General features: G+C 70.8%; 13 protein-coding genes. 1 reads left to right on the forward strand and 12 read right to left on the reverse strand.

Going from position 1 to position 17,600, the window contains the following annotated elements; translation table 11 throughout:
• Positions 1–5 precede the first annotated feature (5 nt).
• From AC1DX8_RS18615 to AC1DX8_RS18630, 4 genes are all read right to left on the reverse strand, one after another.
• The gene (locus AC1DX8_RS18615) at positions 6–3,200 is read right to left on the reverse strand and encodes a hypothetical protein (RefSeq protein WP_477631445.1); all 3,195 of its coding nucleotides are present in this window, start codon (positions 3,198–3,200) and stop codon (positions 6–8) included.
• Positions 3,170–3,529: a response regulator gene (locus tag AC1DX8_RS18620; RefSeq protein ID WP_477631446.1), complete on the reverse strand. Its 360-nt coding sequence runs from the start codon at positions 3,527–3,529 to the stop codon at positions 3,170–3,172. The genes AC1DX8_RS18615 and AC1DX8_RS18620 overlap by 31 nt, the downstream gene beginning before the upstream one ends.
• Before the next feature lie 90 nt (positions 3,530–3,619).
• On the reverse strand, positions 3,620–4,921 hold the full coding sequence (locus AC1DX8_RS18625; RefSeq protein ID WP_477631447.1) for a D-arabinono-1,4-lactone oxidase: 1,302 nt from the start codon (positions 4,919–4,921) through the stop codon (positions 3,620–3,622).
• Positions 4,918–6,063, reverse strand: a complete 1,146-nt coding sequence (locus AC1DX8_RS18630; protein WP_477631448.1) for an amino acid deaminase/aldolase — start codon at positions 6,061–6,063, stop codon at positions 4,918–4,920. Before AC1DX8_RS18630 ends, AC1DX8_RS18625 begins: the two co-directional genes overlap by 4 nt.
• 147 nt (positions 6,064–6,210) lie before the next feature.
• Between AC1DX8_RS18630 and AC1DX8_RS18635 the strand changes: the two genes are divergently transcribed.
• A complete protein-coding gene (locus tag AC1DX8_RS18635; protein ID WP_477631449.1) occupies positions 6,211–8,229 on the forward strand; it encodes a PhoX family protein in 2,019 nt (672 codons plus the stop codon).
• A gap of 92 nt (positions 8,230–8,321) precedes the next feature.
• On the opposite strand, the gene AC1DX8_RS18640 is transcribed toward AC1DX8_RS18635, so the two are convergent.
• From AC1DX8_RS18640 to nuoH, 8 genes are read right to left on the reverse strand one after another with little or no spacing between them, the layout of a single operon-like run.
• Positions 8,322–9,341, reverse strand: a complete 1,020-nt coding sequence (locus AC1DX8_RS18640) for a polyprenyl synthetase family protein (RefSeq protein ID WP_477631450.1) — start codon at positions 9,339–9,341, stop codon at positions 8,322–8,324.
• A 13-nt stretch (positions 9,342–9,354) separates the two neighbouring features.
• Positions 9,355–10,944 carry an NADH-quinone oxidoreductase subunit NuoN gene (nuoN, locus tag AC1DX8_RS18645; protein WP_477631451.1) on the reverse strand — a complete coding sequence of 530 codons (1,590 nt, stop codon included), beginning with the start codon at positions 10,942–10,944 and terminating at the stop codon, positions 9,355–9,357.
• An 8-nt stretch (positions 10,945–10,952) separates the two neighbouring features.
• Positions 10,953–12,482 (reverse strand): NADH-quinone oxidoreductase subunit M, encoded by a 1,530-nt coding sequence (locus AC1DX8_RS18650; protein ID WP_477631452.1) that lies wholly within the window; start codon positions 12,480–12,482, stop codon positions 10,953–10,955.
• Positions 12,482–14,434: an NADH-quinone oxidoreductase subunit L gene (gene nuoL, locus AC1DX8_RS18655; protein WP_477631453.1), complete on the reverse strand. Its 1,953-nt coding sequence runs from the start codon at positions 14,432–14,434 to the stop codon at positions 12,482–12,484. Before nuoL ends, AC1DX8_RS18650 begins: the two co-directional genes overlap by 1 nt.
• A 13-nt stretch (positions 14,435–14,447) precedes the next feature.
• Complete coding sequence (gene nuoK / locus AC1DX8_RS18660) at positions 14,448–14,747, reverse strand: NADH-quinone oxidoreductase subunit NuoK (protein WP_477631454.1); 300 nt, start codon at positions 14,745–14,747, stop codon at positions 14,448–14,450.
• The gene (locus AC1DX8_RS18665; RefSeq protein ID WP_477631455.1) at positions 14,744–15,514 is read right to left on the reverse strand and encodes an NADH-quinone oxidoreductase subunit J; all 771 of its coding nucleotides are present in this window, start codon (positions 15,512–15,514) and stop codon (positions 14,744–14,746) included. The genes nuoK and AC1DX8_RS18665 overlap by 4 nt, the downstream gene beginning before the upstream one ends.
• Positions 15,511–16,203, reverse strand: coding sequence for an NADH-quinone oxidoreductase subunit NuoI (gene nuoI, locus AC1DX8_RS18670; protein WP_477631456.1), 693 nt, complete (start codon positions 16,201–16,203; stop codon positions 15,511–15,513). The genes AC1DX8_RS18665 and nuoI overlap by 4 nt, the downstream gene beginning before the upstream one ends.
• Positions 16,196–17,566, reverse strand: coding sequence for an NADH-quinone oxidoreductase subunit NuoH (nuoH, locus tag AC1DX8_RS18675; protein WP_477631468.1), 1,371 nt, complete (start codon positions 17,564–17,566; stop codon positions 16,196–16,198). Before nuoH ends, nuoI begins: the two co-directional genes overlap by 8 nt.
• Positions 17,567–17,600: the final 34 nt, after the last annotated feature.

The raw sequence follows: 17,600 nt of genomic DNA on the forward strand, positions 1-17,600 counted from the left end.
GTGCACTAGGGGGCGACACGGTGCATCCCCCCGGCGAAGAACGCCCGGTCCAGCGCGACGTCGTAGTACCTCTCGGCCTGCCACGTGAACGACACGACATCGCCCTCGCGGTGGAACGTGCCGGCCATCAGGCCCCAGCACTCGGTGTTGCCGTCCACGCCGAAGCGCAGGGTCACCCTGTCACCGGCGGTGACGAACAGCGCCGTGCAGTCCGCACCGCGCGGTGGGTCGACTGCCACCTCACCGCCCCTCACCACGAAGGTCCACACGCCGGCGTTGCTGACCGCATCCGCGTCCGACACCCCGGCCGCCCGGAGTTTCGCCAGGTCGGCGTCGACCCGCCAGGTGCCGTCGAGAACGGTCTGCGGCCCTTGCGGCGCAAGGGAGTACACGTCTGTGGGGGCCGCGTGCAGGTTGTCGCAGGTCGCTCCAGCGGGCGGGGGTTCCGACCCCCTCAGGGCCGCGACACGGTCGAAGAGTCCAGCGACCTCGGGCTCCCGGCGGGCCGCCGCGACGACGGGAGCCAACGCGTCACCGAACGCCGCGAGCTGGGCCGGTGTCAGCTGCACCGACGCCGCGGACGGCGACGAGCACCAGCGCTGCAGGCCCCGGGACTCCGTGTCGCGTCGCGCCACCCCAGCCCGTATGCCGTCGCGCACGATCGCGTCGAGCCGTCGCCGCTGCTCGACGGAGAGGGCAGCATGCGCGCTGCGGCGCATGACCACCACGTCGAACTTGGTGTAGAGCGTGAGGTTGGACGCGGCCACCGCGGGGAGCGTCACGGCACCCAGCTGCTGGAACGACGTCTCGATCGCTGCGACCTCGTGCCGCTCCACCTTCCGGGTCCGGGCCTCCCCCACACTGTGGTCGGACGTCGCCCCCAGAGCAGCGACGATTGCCGCCACCCCCGGCCCGACGCGGGTGTTCACGACCTCTCCCCGGTAGTCCGTCGGGGTCTCGAACGCCTTGGCGCCGTAGGTGAACGGGTGTCGTGCGCCGCCGGGCACCAAGGCCAGGCCGACGAGGCCGGCCCGGTCGAGGTCTGCCATCAGGGCCGCCGCCACCGGGTCGGCGGCCACGCGGGCCGCGTGTTCGGGGGCCTCGATGAGGAGCGGCAGCTGGAGCGGGGTCAACGACACCACGCCGGCCCCGACCAGACGGTCGGCCCGGATCACGCTGAGGTCCGCCCGTCCCGACCGCAGCGCGGCCAGCGTGTCGCCTTCCTCGTCCTCCGACTGGCTGGCCGTCGGCAGCTGGGTCGCCGCGCCGAGCACCACCGAGGTGCCCCCCGAGGCCCGGACGAGTTCCTCGAGCACATCGGCGCCGATGCCGCCGGGTCCGTTGCCGTACATGGTCCGCAACAGCACCGGGTCGGCGGCCCGCCCGCTGCGGGAGGGCGGTCCGGCACAGGCCGCCAGCACCAGCGCGAGACACAGGCCGATCAGCGCGACGACACCGGCCTGCACGCCTGACCCGGTGGTCCCGCCCCTACTCCCGGACGTCCTCTCGTCAGCGAGCGGCGACACCGCGTCAGCCGGGTGCCCGTCGTCGGACTGCCAGTCGCGCGCACGCGGCCGCGGCCCCGGCGAGGTCACCGGGAGCCTCAGCTCGAGCTCTGCGCCACCAGTGGCTCGCGACCGTGCGGTCAGCGTGCCACCCAGGGCGGTCGCCCGCTCCACCAGGCCGCCCAGCCCGTGACCCGTCACGTCGACGCCACCGGGGCCGTCGTCGCGGACCACCAGCCGGAGCTCGCCCGCGCTGAGCCGGACGCTGATGACGACCTCGGCACCCGGGGCGTGCTTGGTGGCGTTCGCCAGCCCTTCGGCGCAGGTGAACCACGCCGCTCGCGAGACGGAGGGTCGCGGCCGCCATCCCTCGGGCAGCTGGCAGTCCAGCCGCGCGCCCGTACCGCTCCGCGCGACCAGCCCCGCCAGCGCGTCCCGCAGGCTGGTGGCGCCCACCGGATCGACGCCGTGCGCGACCTGCAACAGCTCGTCGCGCGCACTGAGAGCTCGTGCCGACAGCCCGGCCACGGCTCCCGGGACCCCGGGTCGAGCGCTCCCACACGACTCCAGGGCCGTGACCACCTGGTCCATCCGCGCCACCGGCCCCCGAGCGAGGCTGGCCAGGAACCGCTCACGTTCCGCCTCGGCCGCGCGGACCAACCGCTCCCTCGAGGCCGCGAGCTCGTCAGCACGGTCCCTGAGCTCTGCCTGCAGGAGGGCGCCCCGTCGGGCGAGCCGCAGCACCTCGCGCACCGACTCCGCGACTCCCGGGTCCCGGCCGAGTCCGGGGGCGAGCACCGCCACCAGCCGACCGTCCTGGTCCACCACGTCCTCGCCCTCGGCGGGAGGTGTCGTCGCCGACCCCCCGGAGTCGACGAAGGAACCGGCCAGCGGGAAGGCCACCTGGACCTGGTTCCACCCCAGCGTCCTCGCCAGGGCCTCCTCCAGACCCCGTGGTGCTTCTGCCTCGCGCCCCGGACGCCACTCCCTCGGCCCCGGGCCGGCGGCCACGACGAGCGCTCCGAGCCCCAGCACCCCCTCGAGCAGGGAGCTGGCGGTCGTCGCGGCCGCACCACCGACCCCTGCCGTCACCAGGCCCGCCAGGGCAAGCGCACCAGCGACCCCCGCCGCGATGACCCCGGTCCCCTGGAGCGCCTCGCGACCAGCCCGAGCCACCAGCGCGCGGTGACGGAGCACGACCACGACGTAGGCGACCCCCGTCGCCCCGGTGGCGGCATACGCCCATCGGCCGTAGCCCAGGGCCCCCACGCAGGCCGGCAGCACCACCAGCCCCAGCCCCCACCGCGCCCAGCCGGGGGGCGAGGGTGCGCTCGCACCCGTGGCCCCGGGTGGGGTCCACAGCCCGAGGAGAGCGGCCAGGACGACGAGGGCACCGGGCAGGAGCCCGAGGCGCAGGACGGGCGCCTCGAGGGGCGTGGGAAGCAGTCCCGCGAGGCCGACGACGACCCACCCGACCCCGGCAACCAGCAGCGCCAGCCCCACCCGCATCCGGCCACGCCACGCAGCCCCCACTCCGGCGGCGAGCAGGGCCCACCCCGCGAAGCGGTCACCAAGGAGCGGCTGTGGTGCGGCGGCGGCTCCCGGGGCCAGCCACCCCGCCACGGCGACCAGGCCCGCCGCCCCGCTCACGACGAGCGGTGCGGTCAGCGCAGCAAGGCCGTGATCGCGTCGCATGCGAGGTCCTGCTTGGCGATGAACCCCGCCACTGGCGCTGCCACGACCCGCGGGTCGGAGGCGGCATCCGCGTCGCTCGAGATGATGATGAGGGTGCTGTGGGGGTTGGCCCCAGCGAGGTCCTCCGCGAGCTTCAGGCCGTCCTCGGAGTCGGGCAGGTTGAGGTCGAGCAGCACCAGTTCCGGGTCGAGCTCACGGGCCTGGTCGAGCGCCTCGGCACTGCTCGCGACAGCGCCGACCACGGTGAAGCCCTCACGACTCAGCCACGCACTCGCCGACGCCCGGAACTGGGCGTGGTCGTCGACGAGGAGGACGCGGTGGCCCGTCATGGGGCAACGCTACGCGCGCCCCGAGACGCCCACCTCGGGGTTTCCCCTTAGTCGCCCTTGCCCCGTTTCGATCCCTGGTATGCCGCGCGGTCACCGCCCCAGGACGTGGTCGAGGTAGTGGTTGGCGAACCGACGCCCCGGGTCGAGCTGGTGTCGCACCTCGAGGAAGTCGTCGAACCGTGGGTAGAGCTCGCGCAGCTGCTCGGCACCGAGGGTGTGCAGCTTCCCCCAGTGCGGGCGCCCGGAGTGCTCGGCCACGATCGCCTCGAACGCCGCGAAGGCGCCGTAGTCGTCCATCCGGTGGTACTGGTGGATCGCGATGTACGCGTTCTCCCGCTCGTGGGCGGTGGACAGCCAGATGTCGTCCGCACCGGTGAACCGGATCTCCAGCGGGAAGGTCAGGGGCGCGCGGTGTTGCACCAGCCAGCTGCGCACCTCCATCACGACGTCGCCGACCGCAGCCCGCGGCACGGCATACTCGCTCTCGCGGAAGCGGACCTTGCGCTCGGCGACGAAGACCCGCCACGAGTCGTCGGTGTACTCGCGCGCTCCCAGCAGTCGCGCGCTGACGGCGTTGAGCCGTGGCACGATCGCAGGAACGGCGGTCGCGGCCCGGTTGGTCACCTCGAACAGCCGGTTGGACAGCAGCTCGTCGTCGAGCAGTGCACGCCAGCGCGGCAGCGGCTCGCCGCGGTGGTCGCCGTCCACGCGGTCGTTGTGCTTGACGAGCACCCGGTCGGTGAGCGGGAACCAGTGCATGTCGACGTGGTCGTGCGCCTCCACGTCCTCCTGCACCCGCTCGAGCACGGCGTGCAGGTCTGCGCTGAACTCCTTGGCGTGCAACCGGAAAGCCGGCACACACTGCAGCTCCACCTCGGTGATGACGCCCAGCGCGCCGAGTCCCACGCGCGCCGCCTGGAAGACCCGCGGCTCGACCTCGGCAGAGCACTCCAGGAGGGTCCCGTCTGCCAGGGCGAGCACCAGGCCGCAGACGGCGCCGGCGATGCCCTGCAGGCGCAGGCCCGTGCCGTGGGTGCCGGTCGAGATCGCGCCGGCCAGCGACTGCMGGTCGATGTCGCCGAGGTTGGGCAGCGCGAGGCCGAGGGCCTGCAGGGCGGGGTTCAGCACGTGCAGCGGGGTGCCGGCGAGCACTCGCACCCGACCGCGTTCGCGGTCGACGTGGGTGATGCCGGTCAGCTCGTCGAGGCGCAGCTGGAGCCCGTCGGTGGCCGCGACCGCCGTGAAGGAGTGCCCCGCGCCCACCGCCTTGACCGGTATGCCGCGAGCCCCCGCTCGCAGGATCGCCGCCGAGACCTCGTCGGGACGCCGCGGGCTGGCGACCTCCACGGGATGGCTCGTCTGGTTGCCGGCCCAGTTGGTCCACGTCGTCATCCGAAGTTCTTCCCCTCACCCCGGTAGGTCGGGACCGTGTCGACCAAGCGGTCGCCGCTGACCAGGTGCAGGGTGTCGAACCGCTCGCACATCTCCCCCGCCTTGGCGTGGCGGAACCACACCTTGTCGCCCAGCCCCAGGTCGCGGACTCCCTTGCCCTGCAGGGGAGTCTGCACCTCACCCACGCCCTCCGACCGGACCAGCTTGACGCCCCCCCGGCCGAAGGGAGCCGGCACCCGCGACCAGCCGGGTGGGCCGGACGCGACGTACCCGCCGCCGAACGCCGTGACGAAGCCGGGGCCGGGGTGTCGCACGACGGGGAGCGCGAAGGCTGCCGCCGGACGCGGGGTGAAGTCGTCGTAGCCGTCGAACAGCGTGGGCCCGTAGAGGCCTGAGCCGGCCGCCAGCTCGGTCACCGCAGGGTCGGGGCCGGTCACGTGCAGCGAGCCGGTGCCGCCACCGTTCACGAACTCCAGCTCGGCGACCGCACGCACCGCCCCGGCGACCTGCCCGCGACGCTCTGCCAGCGACTCGGCCGAGCGCTTCTTCATCAGCCGCACCGCGGGTGACGAGTCGGGCAGTCCCGCGATCTGGGCGTCGTAGAACATCAGGCCAACGACCGACAGCCCCGCCGCCTCGGCAGCCCGCGCGAGCGCCACCGCATCCGCCGGGGACCGCAGCGGCGACCGCCGGACACCGAGGTGCAGGGGCCCCACCCGCAGGGAGGCATCGATGTCGAGGGCCACGCGCAACCCGTGCGGCCGGTCGAGCCGGGCGAGGAAGTCGACGTGCTCGGGCGAGTCGATGGTGAGCGTCACCCGGGCCGACTCCACGGCGTCGAGGGCCAGCGCCGTCAACGCGGCCCGGTCGACGCTCGGGTAGGCGACGTAGACGTCCTCGACACCGTTGGCGACGAGCCAGCGGGCCTCCGGCACGGCATACGCCATCACGCCGGCGAAGCCGGGCTGGGACAGGGCTCGCGCCAGGAGGGTGCGGCACCGGACGGACTTGGAGGCCACCCGGATCGGCTTGCCCGAGGCTCGACGCACGAGGTCGGCGGCGTTGGCGTCGAAGGCATCGAGGTCGACGACCGCGAGCGGAGGTTGCACGGCGCTGGTCGCCGCGTCCCAGAGGAGGGTCACCCGCCCGACCCTACCCACGCCATACCTCCTGTTGGCCGGAAGTCACCCGACGTTCACCTGAGGGGCGCTGTCAGGACGACCTGCACTTCCTAGGTTGGAGGCTGACCGCGCCTCCGCACGCGCGGCCCCAGACCTGGAGGAAGTTCAATGACCACAGCCTCGCCCGAGCGCACCACCCTGCCCCTCCTCACCGTCCACCAAGGCGGTCGGAGTGCGATGACCTGTCACTTCAAGTGCGACGACGCATGCAGCAAGCCGATCCCGAACGAGACCGGCCACGGCTCCTTCGGCGACCTGGTCGCGGCCGGGGCGTCCCGGCGCGCCGTCCTCAAGGGGAGCGGCCTGGTCGCAGCCGTCGTCGGCCTCGGCACCCTGACCGGGGTGCAGTCCGCCGCCGCCGCGCCTGCGACGCCGGCCGCACCGGCCAGCCCCGGCGGCAACCGGTCGCCCTTCGGCTTCACGCCCATCACGCCCCAGCCCGCGGGCACCGACAAGGTCGTGATCCCCGACGGGTTCGAGTGGTCGACGATCATCGCGTGGGGCGACCCGATCCTCGCCGACGCACCCGCCTTCGACTTCGAGCACCAGACCCCGGCGGCGCAGGAGGGTCAGTTCGGCTACAACAACGACTACACGACGCTCGTCCGGGGCCGCGACGAGCGGCACGCGACGCTGGTGTGCAACAACGAGTACACCAACGACGAGCTGATGTTCCGCGGCTACACCGGCTCGGCGTCGCTCACCCCCGAGCAGATCCGGGTCACGATGGCCGCCCACGGAATGTCGGTCGTCGAGCTCCGACGCAAGGACGCGACCGCCCCGTGGAGCTACGTCCAGGGCGCCCCCGCGAACCGCCGGGTCACGGCCACGACCCCCTTCGCGATCGACGGACCCGCTGCGGGTCACCGGCTGCTGCGCACCAGCGCCGACCCCTCCGGCACGCGCGTGCTCGGCACCTTCGGCAACTGCTCGGGCGGCCTCACCCCGTGGGGCACCGTCCTGTCGGGCGAGGAGAACTTCAACGGCTACTTCTCGGCCGCCACCGCGCCTGCCGACCAGGCCGACGCCTACAAGCGCTACGGCCTCACCGGGTCCAAGGGCCGGGGGTGGGAGCGCGTCGCCAGCCGCTTCGACGCGACGCAGGAACCCAATGAGGTCAACAGGTTCGGCTGGATCGTCGAGCTGGACCCCTCCGACCCGTCCTCGACCCCGGTCAAGCACACGGCGCTCGGCAGGCTCAAGCACGAGGGTGCGAACGTCACCGTGGCCACCGACGGGCGCGTCGTCGCCTACCTCGGCGACGACGAGCGGTTCGACTACCTCTACAAGTTCGTCTCGCACGGCCGCTTCCGTCCCGGCAGCTCCGCCAAGGCGCGAGCGCACAACCTGACGCTGCTGTCGTCGGGCGACCTCTACGTCGCGAAGTTCACCGGCGACGGGTTCGAGGACGGCATCAGCGACGGCTCCGGGCAGTGGCTTCCGCTGGTGGTCGACAACGCGAGCCGGGTGCCCGGGTTCACCGTCGAGGAGGTGCTGATCTGGACGCGCCTGGCCGCCGACAAGGTCGGCCCCACCAAGATGGACCGACCGGAGGACGTCGAGCCCAACCTCGTCAACGGCCGCACCTACGTCGTGTGCACCAACAACACCAACCGCCAGCCGTCGCAGATCGACGAGGCGAACCCGCGCGCCAACAACAAGCACGGGCACATCATCGAGATCACGCCCGCGCAGGGCGACGACACGGCGACGAGCTTCACGTGGAAGATCGTCCTCATCGCGGGAGACCCGACCGACCCGACGACCTACTTCAACGGCTACGACCGCTCCGAGGTCTCGCCGATCTCCTGCCCCGACAACATCGCCTTCGACGCCGACGGCAACATGTGGATCGCCACGGACGGCAACGCCCTCGGCGCCTGCGACGGCATGTACCTCTTCCCGCTGTCGGGGCCGCACCGGGGCCACCTGCAGCAGTTCCTGTCGGTGCCCGCCTACGCCGAGTGCTGCGGCCCCCTCGTCACCTGGGACCAGCAGACGGTGCTCGCCGCGGTCCAGCACCCCGGCGAGACGACCGGCGCCTCCCCCGCCGCCCCGATGAGCCAGTTCCCGTACCTCGGCGGCGGCCAGCCCCGCCCGGCGGTCATCCAGATCCGCCGCGCCTGACCGGTCCACGACTTCTGGCCACGTATGCCGCCTGCCGGGCCTCAGGAGGCCCCCACACCCGGCGTGCGTGGCCAGAAGTGCGGGAGGGTCGGTCAGCCGACGCGAGTGACGACGCTCGTCGCCAGGGCACGCAGCGCCGTCTTGGCCTCGCTGTCGGGAAGCGGGTCGAGCACGTCCTGGGCTGCGGTGGCGACCGTCGAGGTGTGCTCGCGGGCGCGTTCCATGGCCGGGTGGCCCCGCAGCAGTCGCAACGCCTCGTCGAGGAGCGCCTGATCGCGCAGCTCGCCCTGCAGGAGCTCGCGCAGGCGTGCGTCCGCAGGGTCGGTGGAGGCCAGGGCATAGAGCACGGGCAGGGTGCGCTTGCCCTCCCGCAGGTCGGTGCCCGGGGTCTTGCCGAGGTCGTCGGCGTCGGAGGAGACATCGATGAGGTCGTCGGCGAGCTGGAACGCCATGCCGAGCCGTTCGCCGTACTCGCGCATGATGTCCACCGTCGCGGCGTCGCAGCCGGAGAACATCGCGCCATAGCGGGCCGCCGTCGCGATCAGCACGCCGGTCTTGTCGGCCAGCACCTGGAGGTAGTAGTCGACCGGGTCCTCCCCGCTCGGGCTCGGCCGGTCGTCGCGGATCTGCCCGGCGCAGAGGCGCACGAACGTCTCCGCCTGGATCTTCACGGCCTCGGCCCCGAGGTCGGCGATGATCGACGATGCCGTGCCGAAGAGCATGTCGCCGACCAGGATCGCGGTGGAGTTGCCGTACTTCGCGTTGGCGCTGGGCGCCCCACGCCGCACGTCGGCCTCGTCCATGACGTCGTCGTGGCACAGCGACGCGACGTGGGTCAGCTCGACCCCCGCGGCCGCCGCCACGACGTCGCTGTTGACGCCCGTGCCCAGCTCGGAGGCCAACAGGGTCAGCAGCGGCCGGAAGCGCTTGCCGCCAGCCGCGATGAGGTGGGTGTTGGCCTCGGCGATGAACGCGTCGTCGTGGTCGACCTCCCGCCGCAGCAGGGCGTCGACCGCTTCGAGGCCTTCCTGCAGACGGTCGGAGAGCTCGTCCGAGACGTCAGGCAGGGCGAGGACCGGCGGAGTCGTGCTCACCTGGGGTACCTGGGTCATCGCGCCAGGCGCGTCACTTGACGAGGAACTGTGACGACCGCTCCGCCAGGTCGAGGACCTGGGTCGGGAGGATGCCGAGGACCAGCGTCACCAGCGTGCCGATGGTGATGGCGATCGTGGTGAACGGCGACGCCGTCTCGGCCACGACGACCTCACCGGCGGGCGGGTCGGTGAAGTACATGAGCACCAGCAGGCGGACGTAGACGAACGCCGTGATGACGCTGCAGAGCACGCCGATGATGACCAGGGCCACCCCCGAGCGGCCGCCGAACGAGATCGCCGGCGCGAACGCGGCATACTTCGCGGCGAAGCCGGACGTCAGCGGGATGCCCGCGAAGGCGAGCAGCAGGAAGGCGAAGACGCCCGCCACGACAGGGTGGTTGCGCCCCAACCCGGCCCACTGGGACAGGTGGGAGGCCTCGGACCCGCCCTGGCGCACGAGCGACACCACGGCGAAGCCGGCGATCGTCGTGAAGCCGTAGGCGACGAGGTAGAACATCGTGCCTGAGACGCCGGTGCGGTCGAACGAGAGCACCGCGACGAGGATGAACCCGGCGTGCGCGATGGACGAGTAGGCCAGCAGGCGCTTGACGTCGGTCTGGGTGACCGACAGGACCGCGCCGACCACCATGGTCAGGGCCGCGACGGCGATGACGCCACCACGCCAGTCCCAGCGGTTGGCCTCGACGCCGACGTAGACGACGCGCAGGATCGCACCGAACGCGGCGACCTTCGTGCAGGCGGCCATGAACCCGGTCACCGGGGTGGGAGCGCCCTGGTAGACGTCAGGCGTCCAGGAGTGGAAGGGCACCGCACCGACCTTGAACAGCAGGCCGACGAGCACCATCACCACGCCGGGGAGCAGTAGGCCCTCGAGGGCGCCGCTGGCCGTCTTGATGGCCGTCGCGATGTCGGCGATGTAGAGCGAACCCGCGTAGCCGTAGAGCAGGGCCGCGCCGAACAGGAAGAACGCCGAGCTGAACGCCCCGAGCAGGAAGTACTTGAGCGACGCCTCCTGCGAGAGCAGGCGACGACGACGGGCGAGCCCGCACAGCAGGTAGAGCGGCAGCGACAGCACCTCGAGCGCCACGAACATCGTCAGCAGGTCACCGGCAGCGGGGAACAGCAGCATGCCCACCACCGAGAACAGCGTCAGCGGGAAGACCTCGCTGGTCGCCATTCCGGCCCGCAGCGCGGCCGCCTCGTGCGGCGAACCGGGGACCGCAGCACCCATGGGGGTGAAGGCGTCCGCACCCTGTCCGCCGAACTTCTCGGCCATGGTCAGCACGCCGAGCGCGGCCATCAGCAGGATCGCGCCCTGCAGGAAGAGGGCCGGGCCGTCGATGATGACGGCCTGGGCGAGCGTCCCGCCACGGTGCCCTTCGTCGGCGGAGACCGTCACGAGGACCACGAATGCGGCGACGAGCGACACCAGTGCGAGCGCGACCTGGATGCTGTGCCGCACGCGACGCGGCGCGAACGCCTCGACCAGCACGCCGATGAGCGCACCAGCGATGACGATCAGCATCGGGGCGATCGCGCCGTAGTCGACGTCGGCTGCCTTGAACGCGGTGGCGAGCGCCGGCGGGGACAGAACCGTCATGGCGGGCATTACTTCGTGCTCCCGTCAGCAGCGGAGGTGGGGGCCGGGTCGGTGACGCCGACGTACTGCAACGTCTTGGCCACGGCCGGGTTGAGCATGTCCAGGGCGGGCTTGGGGTAGAACCCGAGCACCAGGAACGCCGCGATCAGCGGGGCGACGACGAGCTTCTCGCGCCGCGTGATGTCGCGCACCGGGGTCGTCAGCTCGGGCTTGGGCCCGGTCATCATCCGCTTGTACATCAGCAGGATGTAGAGGGCGGCCAGGACGATGCCGGCCGTGGCGATGACCGCCGCCGCCGGGTAGCGCTGGAACGTGCCCACCAGGACCATGATCTCGGAGATGAACGAGCTGAGTCCGGGCAGCGCCAGACCTGACAGACCCGCCACGAGGAACACGCCGGCCAGCCCGGGGGTCACCCGTTGCCAGCCCCCGAAGTCGGGGATGCGCTTGCTCCCCCGCCGCGCGACGAGCATGGCCCCGATGAGGAACAGCGCCGCTGTCGAGAAGCCGTGGTTGAGCATGTAGAGGGTCGAGCCCGCACCGCCGGTCCTCGTCAGGGCGAAGATGCCGAGCACGATGAAGCCGAAGTGGCTCACCGAGGTGTAGGCGATCAGGCGCATGATGTCGGTCTGGCCGATGGCGAGCAGCGCGCCGTAGAGGATCGAGATGACGGCGAGCACCAGCACCACCGGCGTGGCCCACTTCGAGGCCTCCGGGAAGAGCTGGAGGCAGAACCGGATCATCCCGTAGGTGCCGACCTTGTCGAGCACGCCGACGAGCAGCACCGCAGTCGCCGGACGCGCCTCGGTGGCGGCGTCGGGGAGCCAGGTGTGCACGGGCCACATCGGCGCCTTCACCGCGAAGGCGAAGAAGAACGCGACGAACATCAGCCGCTCGGGCGTCGCACCCAGGTCGAGCCCGGTCAGCTTGGCGACGAGGAAGCCGTCGTTCCCGCCGGGGCCGTAGTGGTAGAGCGCGATCACGCCGACGAGCATGACCAGCCCACCCGCGAGCGAGAAGAGCAGGAACTTCACCGCGGCATACTGCCTGCGCGGTCCGCCGAAGGAGCCGATCAGGAAGTAGACCGGGATGAGCATGGCCTCGAAGAAGACGTAGAACAGGAACACGTCGGTGGCCGCGAACACGCCCACCATGAACGTGACCAGCACGAGCATCAGCGCGAAGTAGTACTTCTCGCGCGGGCCGCCCTCGGGGACGTCACGCCACGCGGCGAGGATGCAGACCGGCGTGAGCGCGAGGGCCATGAGGATCATGACGAGCGCGATGCCGTCGACACCCAGCGCGTAGGAGACCCCGAACTGCGGGATCCACTCGTGCTGCTCGGTGAGCTGGAACTGCTGCCCGGACGAGTTCTCGAACTGCAGGGCCGCGGCGATGCCGAAGACGAGCGTCACCAGCGAGAACCCGAGGGCGACGTGCTTGGCGCGGTCGGTCAGGCCGGCCGGCAGGCCCGCGACGACGGCGGCACCGACGAGCGGGATGACCCCGATCACGGTCAGCCAGGGGAAGTTCGTCATCACTGGATCACCCACATGGCACCGAGGATCGCGACGACGCCGGCGAGCATCGTCAGGGCGTACGAGCGGGCGAAGCCGTTCTGGAGGCGACGCAGTCGGCTCGACGTGCCACCGACGAGGGCGGCGAGGCCGCCGACCGCGCCGTCGACGCCACGGTTGTCGGCGAACACCAGTGCTCGGGTCAGGTGGAGACCTGGCCGCATGAAGACTCCCTCGTTGACGTCGTCCTGGTAGAGGTCACGGCGTGCGGCGCGGGTGGCCAGCGAGCCCGTGGGCTGCACCTGCGGCACCTCGTCGCGCCAGTAGCGCATCCACGCGAGCAAGACACCGCCGRCGACCAGCAGCAGCGTCAGCGTCATGAGCAGCCACACCGGCAGCACCGGGGTCTCGCCCTCCTCGTGGCCACCGACGACCGGCTCCAGCCAGTGCGTGAAGGTGCCACCGATGGACAGCACGAGGCCAAGCAGACCGGAGCCGACTGCCAGCACCATCATCGGGATGGTCATGGTGCGCGGTGACTCGTGCGGGTGCACGTCCTCGGTCCAGCGCTTCTTGCCGTGGAAGGTCATGAAGAACAGGCGCGACATGTAGAAGGCCGTGATGCCGGCGCCGATCAGCGCCGCACCGCCGAAGACCCAGGGGCGCCAGCCCTCACCGATGAAGGCGGCCTCGATGATCTTGTCCTTGGACCAGAAGCCGGAGAACGGCGGGACGCCGAGGATCGCCAGCCAGCCCAGGCCGAAGGTGATCCAGGTGATCTTCATGGCACCCGACAGCCCACCGAAGCGACGCATGTCGACCTGGTCGTCCATGCCGTGCATCACCGACCCGGCACCGAGGAACATCCCGGCCTTGAAGAAACCGTGGGTCAGCAGGTGGAAGATCGCGAAGGCGTAGCCGACCGGGCCGAGCCCGGCCGCGAGCATCATGTAGCCGATCTGCGACATCGTCGAGGCGGCCAGCGCCTTCTTGATGTCGTCCTTGGCACAGCCGACGATCGCCCCGAAGACCAGCGTGATGGCACCGACGATGACGACGCACAGCTGGGCGTTGGGCGCGTGGTCGAAGACGAAGCTGCTCCGCACCACGAGGTAGACGCCGGCGGTGACCATGGTCGCCGCGTGGATGAGCGCAGACACCGGGGTCGGGCCGGCCATGGCGTCGCCGAGCCAGCTCTGCAGCGGGAACTGCGCCGACTTGCCGCAGGCGCCGAGCAGGAGCATCAGGCCGATGGCGGTCAGCACACCCTCGCCCGCACCGCCCTCGGCAGCCTGCTGGACGCCGGCGAAGGTGACCGTGCCGAACGCCGCGAACATGATCATGATGCCGACGGACAGGCCGAAGTCACCGACCCGGTTGACGACGAACGCCTTGTTGGCGGCGGTGGCGTAGGCGGGGTTGTGGTTCCAGAACCCGATGAGCAGGTAGGACGCGAGACCGACCCCCTCCCAGCCGACGTACAGCAGCAGGTAGGAGTCGGCCAGCACCAGCAGGAGCATCGCCGCGACGAACAGGTTGAGGTACGCGAAGAACCGCCGCTTGTCGGGGTCGTGCTCCATGTAGCCGATCGAGTAGACGTGGATGAGCGACCCCACGAAGGTCACCAGCAGCACGAACGTCACCGACAGCTGGTCGACGAGCATCCCGGCGTCGAGGTTGAACGACCCGGCAGGCACCCAGTTGAACAGGTGCAGGTGGGCGGCGCGGTCCTCGCCGCCGCGGCCGAGCATGGCCATCCAGACGACGAAGCCGACGACGAAGGCGGCCCACGACATGGCGGTGGCGAACAGCGGCCCCCACTTGTCGGTGGCGCGTCCGCCGAGCAGCAGCACGGCGGCACCGAGCAGCGGCAGAGCCACGAGCAGCCACGCGTATGCCGTGACGCCGGTGGCCGCGGTGGCCGCGGTTCCCGACGTGGTGGCGGCGGTGGCGAGGTGGGCGAGGGAAGTCACCTGGTGGCTCCTTCTACAGCTTCAGCAGGTTGGCGTCGTCGACCGAGGCCGACCGGCGGGCACGGAAGATGGCCATGATGATGGCCAGTCCCACGACGACCTCGGCCGCGGCGACCACCATGACGAACAGGGCGATCACCTGGCCGTCGAGGTTGCCGCGCATCCGGGAGAACGTCACGAACATCAGGTTGGTCGCGTTGAGCATCAGCTCGACACCCATGAACACGATGATGGCGTTGCGGCGCATGAGGACGGTCGCCCCACCGATCGCGAACAGCAGGGTCGCGAGGTAGATGTAGTTGACGAGGTTCATCGCTGCGACCCCTCCTCGATCTCGTGCTCGATGTCGTGCTCGGACTCGATGTGGCGATTCGGCGCGACGTTCTGCTCACGGGCGGTGAGCACCCGCGAGACGGACAGCTCGCTCGGGGTGCCGTCGGGCAGCAGGGCCGGGGTGTCGACCGCGTTGCTGCGGGCGTAGACACCGGGGGCCGGCAGGCCGGCCACGTTGCGGTTCTCGAGGACCCGCCGCTCGGACCAGGCGCGCTGGCTCGGCCGGACGCCGATCCGCTCGCGGTGCGCCAGCACCATCGCGCCGAGCGCGGCGGTGATGAGCAGCGCCGAGGTGATCTCGAAGGTCCAGACGTACTTGCCGAAGATGAGGTTGGCGACTCCGGAGACGTTGCCGGTGCTCGCGTTGACGCCGCTCAGCCCCTTCATCGGGCCGAACTGAGCGCGGCCGATCGCGGTGAACAGCAGCGCGGCCAGGCCGAGGGCGAGCAGCGCGCTGGCCCACTTCTGGCCCTTGAGCGTCTCGACCAGCGAGTCGGACGAGTCGACACCGACGAGCATGAGGACGAAGAGGAACAGCATCATGACCGCGCCGGTGTAGACGAAGATCTGGATGATGCCGAGGAAGTCGGCTTCCTGCGCGATGTAGAAGATCCCCAGGTTGATCATCACCAGGGCCATGCCCAGGGCGGCGTGCACCGCCTTCTTGGCGAAGATCAGGCCGAGCGCACCGAGCACGCTGATCGGCGCGAGGATCCAGAACATGACCTGCTCACCCGTGCCGGTCATCGGCGCACCGCCTCGGTCGTATCGCGGCCGGCCTGTCGCGTGGTCACGGTGTCCACTCCTTCGACGGGGTCGCCACTGGGTGCCAGACCGTCCTCGGGCTGGGCGTCGTGCTCCTTCACCCAGGCCTCCTGCTCGGGCGTGGCCCGGGCCACCTTGCCCTGGTAGTAGTCACGCTCCTCGAGGCCGTCGACCATCGGGTGCGGCGCGGGCAGCATCCCCTCCGACAGCGGCGCGAGCAGCTGCTCCTTGGTGAAGATGAGGTCGGCGCGGTTGTTGTCGGCCAGCTCGTAGAAGTTCGTCATCGTGAGGGCGCGCGTCGGGCAGGCCTCGATGCACAGCCCGCAGAAGATGCAGCGCAGGTAGTTGATCTGGTAGACGCGGCCGTAGCGCTCACCGGGCGAGAACCGGCCGGTGCCGCCCTCGGAGTCGTCGTTGGACGCCCCCTCGACGAGGATGGCGTCGGCCGGGCAGGCCCACGCGCAGAGCTCGCAGCCGACGCACTTCTCGAGTCCGTCGGGGTGCCGGTTGAGCTGGTGCCGCCCGTGGAAGCGCGGCTGGGTGGGCCGCTTCTCCTCGGGGTACTCCTCGGTCTCCAGCTTGCGGAACATGGTGGCGAAGGTGACGCCGAACCCGCCGACGGGAGCGAACAGGTCGGCGAAGAAGCCGGGCTTCTTCTGGTCGTCAGCCACGAGTGGGCTCCTTGTCCGTTGCGGTGTCGGTGGCACTGATCGCCAGGGAAGGCTCTTTGAGCCGTTGGCCGGGCAGCGGTGGCACCGGGTAGCCGCCGGCGAACGGGTCGATCTCCTCCGGCGGGGGCATGCTGCGGATCGCGGCCTTGTCGTTCTTGCGGGTGTCGCGCATCCACGTCCCGATCAACACGGCAGCGGCGAGCACGACGATGAAGACGATGCTGAGGACCGGGTAGTCGCGTCCGCGGACGGTGATCTTGGGTCCTTGGATGAAGCCGAGCTGGCTCGCCTTCATGAACGCCGCGATGACCACCCAGGTGAGCGTGGCGGGAATGAGGAACTTCCAGCCGAAGCGCATGAACTGGTCGTAGCGGACGCGCGGCAGCGAGCCACGCAGCCACACGAAGAAGAACATGAACAGCCAGAGCTTGATGACGAACCAGAGCAGGCCCCACCAGCCGTGGTTGAACATGCCGTCGTTGATGTGCGCGATCCCGGGAGGGGCCATCCAGCCACCGAGGAACATGGTGGTGGCCAGGGCCGAGACGGTGAACATGTTGACGTACTCACCGAGGAAGAACATCGCGAACTTCAACGAGGAGTACTCCGTGTGGAACCCACCGGTCAGCTCACCCTCGCCCTCGGCGAGGTCGAAGGGCAGGCGGTTGGTCTCGCCCACCATGGTCACGACGTAGACGAGGAAGCTCGGGATCAGCGGCAGGACGTACCAGAGGTCCTTCTGGGCGCCCACGATCTGCGAGGTCGACATCGACCCTGAGTAGAGGAACACCGCGACCAGCGACAGACCCATGGCGATCTCGTAGGAGATCACCTGGGCGGTCGAGCGCAGCCCGCCGAGCAGTGGGTAGGTCGAACCCGAGGACCACCCGGCCAGGACGATGCCGTAGACACCGACGCCGGCGACCGCGAGCACGAGCAGGACGGCGACGGGGAGGTCGGTGAGCTGCAACGGCGTCCGGTGGCCGAACATCGAGACGGTCGGCCCGAGCGGGATGATCGCGAACGACACGAACGCCATGGCACCGGCGATGGCGGGCGCCAGCGCGAAGACCACCTTGTCGGCGTTCTTCGGCGTGAGGTCCTCCTTGAGCGCCAGCTTGATGCCGTCGGCGAGGGTCTGCAGGAGGCCGAACGGGCCGGTGCGGTTGGGGCCGGGACGCTGCTGCATCCGACCGATGACGCGACGCTCGAACCAGATCACGATGAGCGTGTTGACGAGCAGGAAGACGAAGACGAACAGCGCCTTGACGAGGTGCAGCCACCACGGGGTGTCGGTGAAGTCCGTGCTCGGGTTGTCGGCGAACGGCGCCTGCGCCCCCAGCCCCGCACCGAGGTGCGGTATGCCGGTGACGGCCTGCGCGGCATACGTCAGGGCG

It is taken from the genome of Pedococcus sp. P2_A3 (assembly GCF_056405035.1).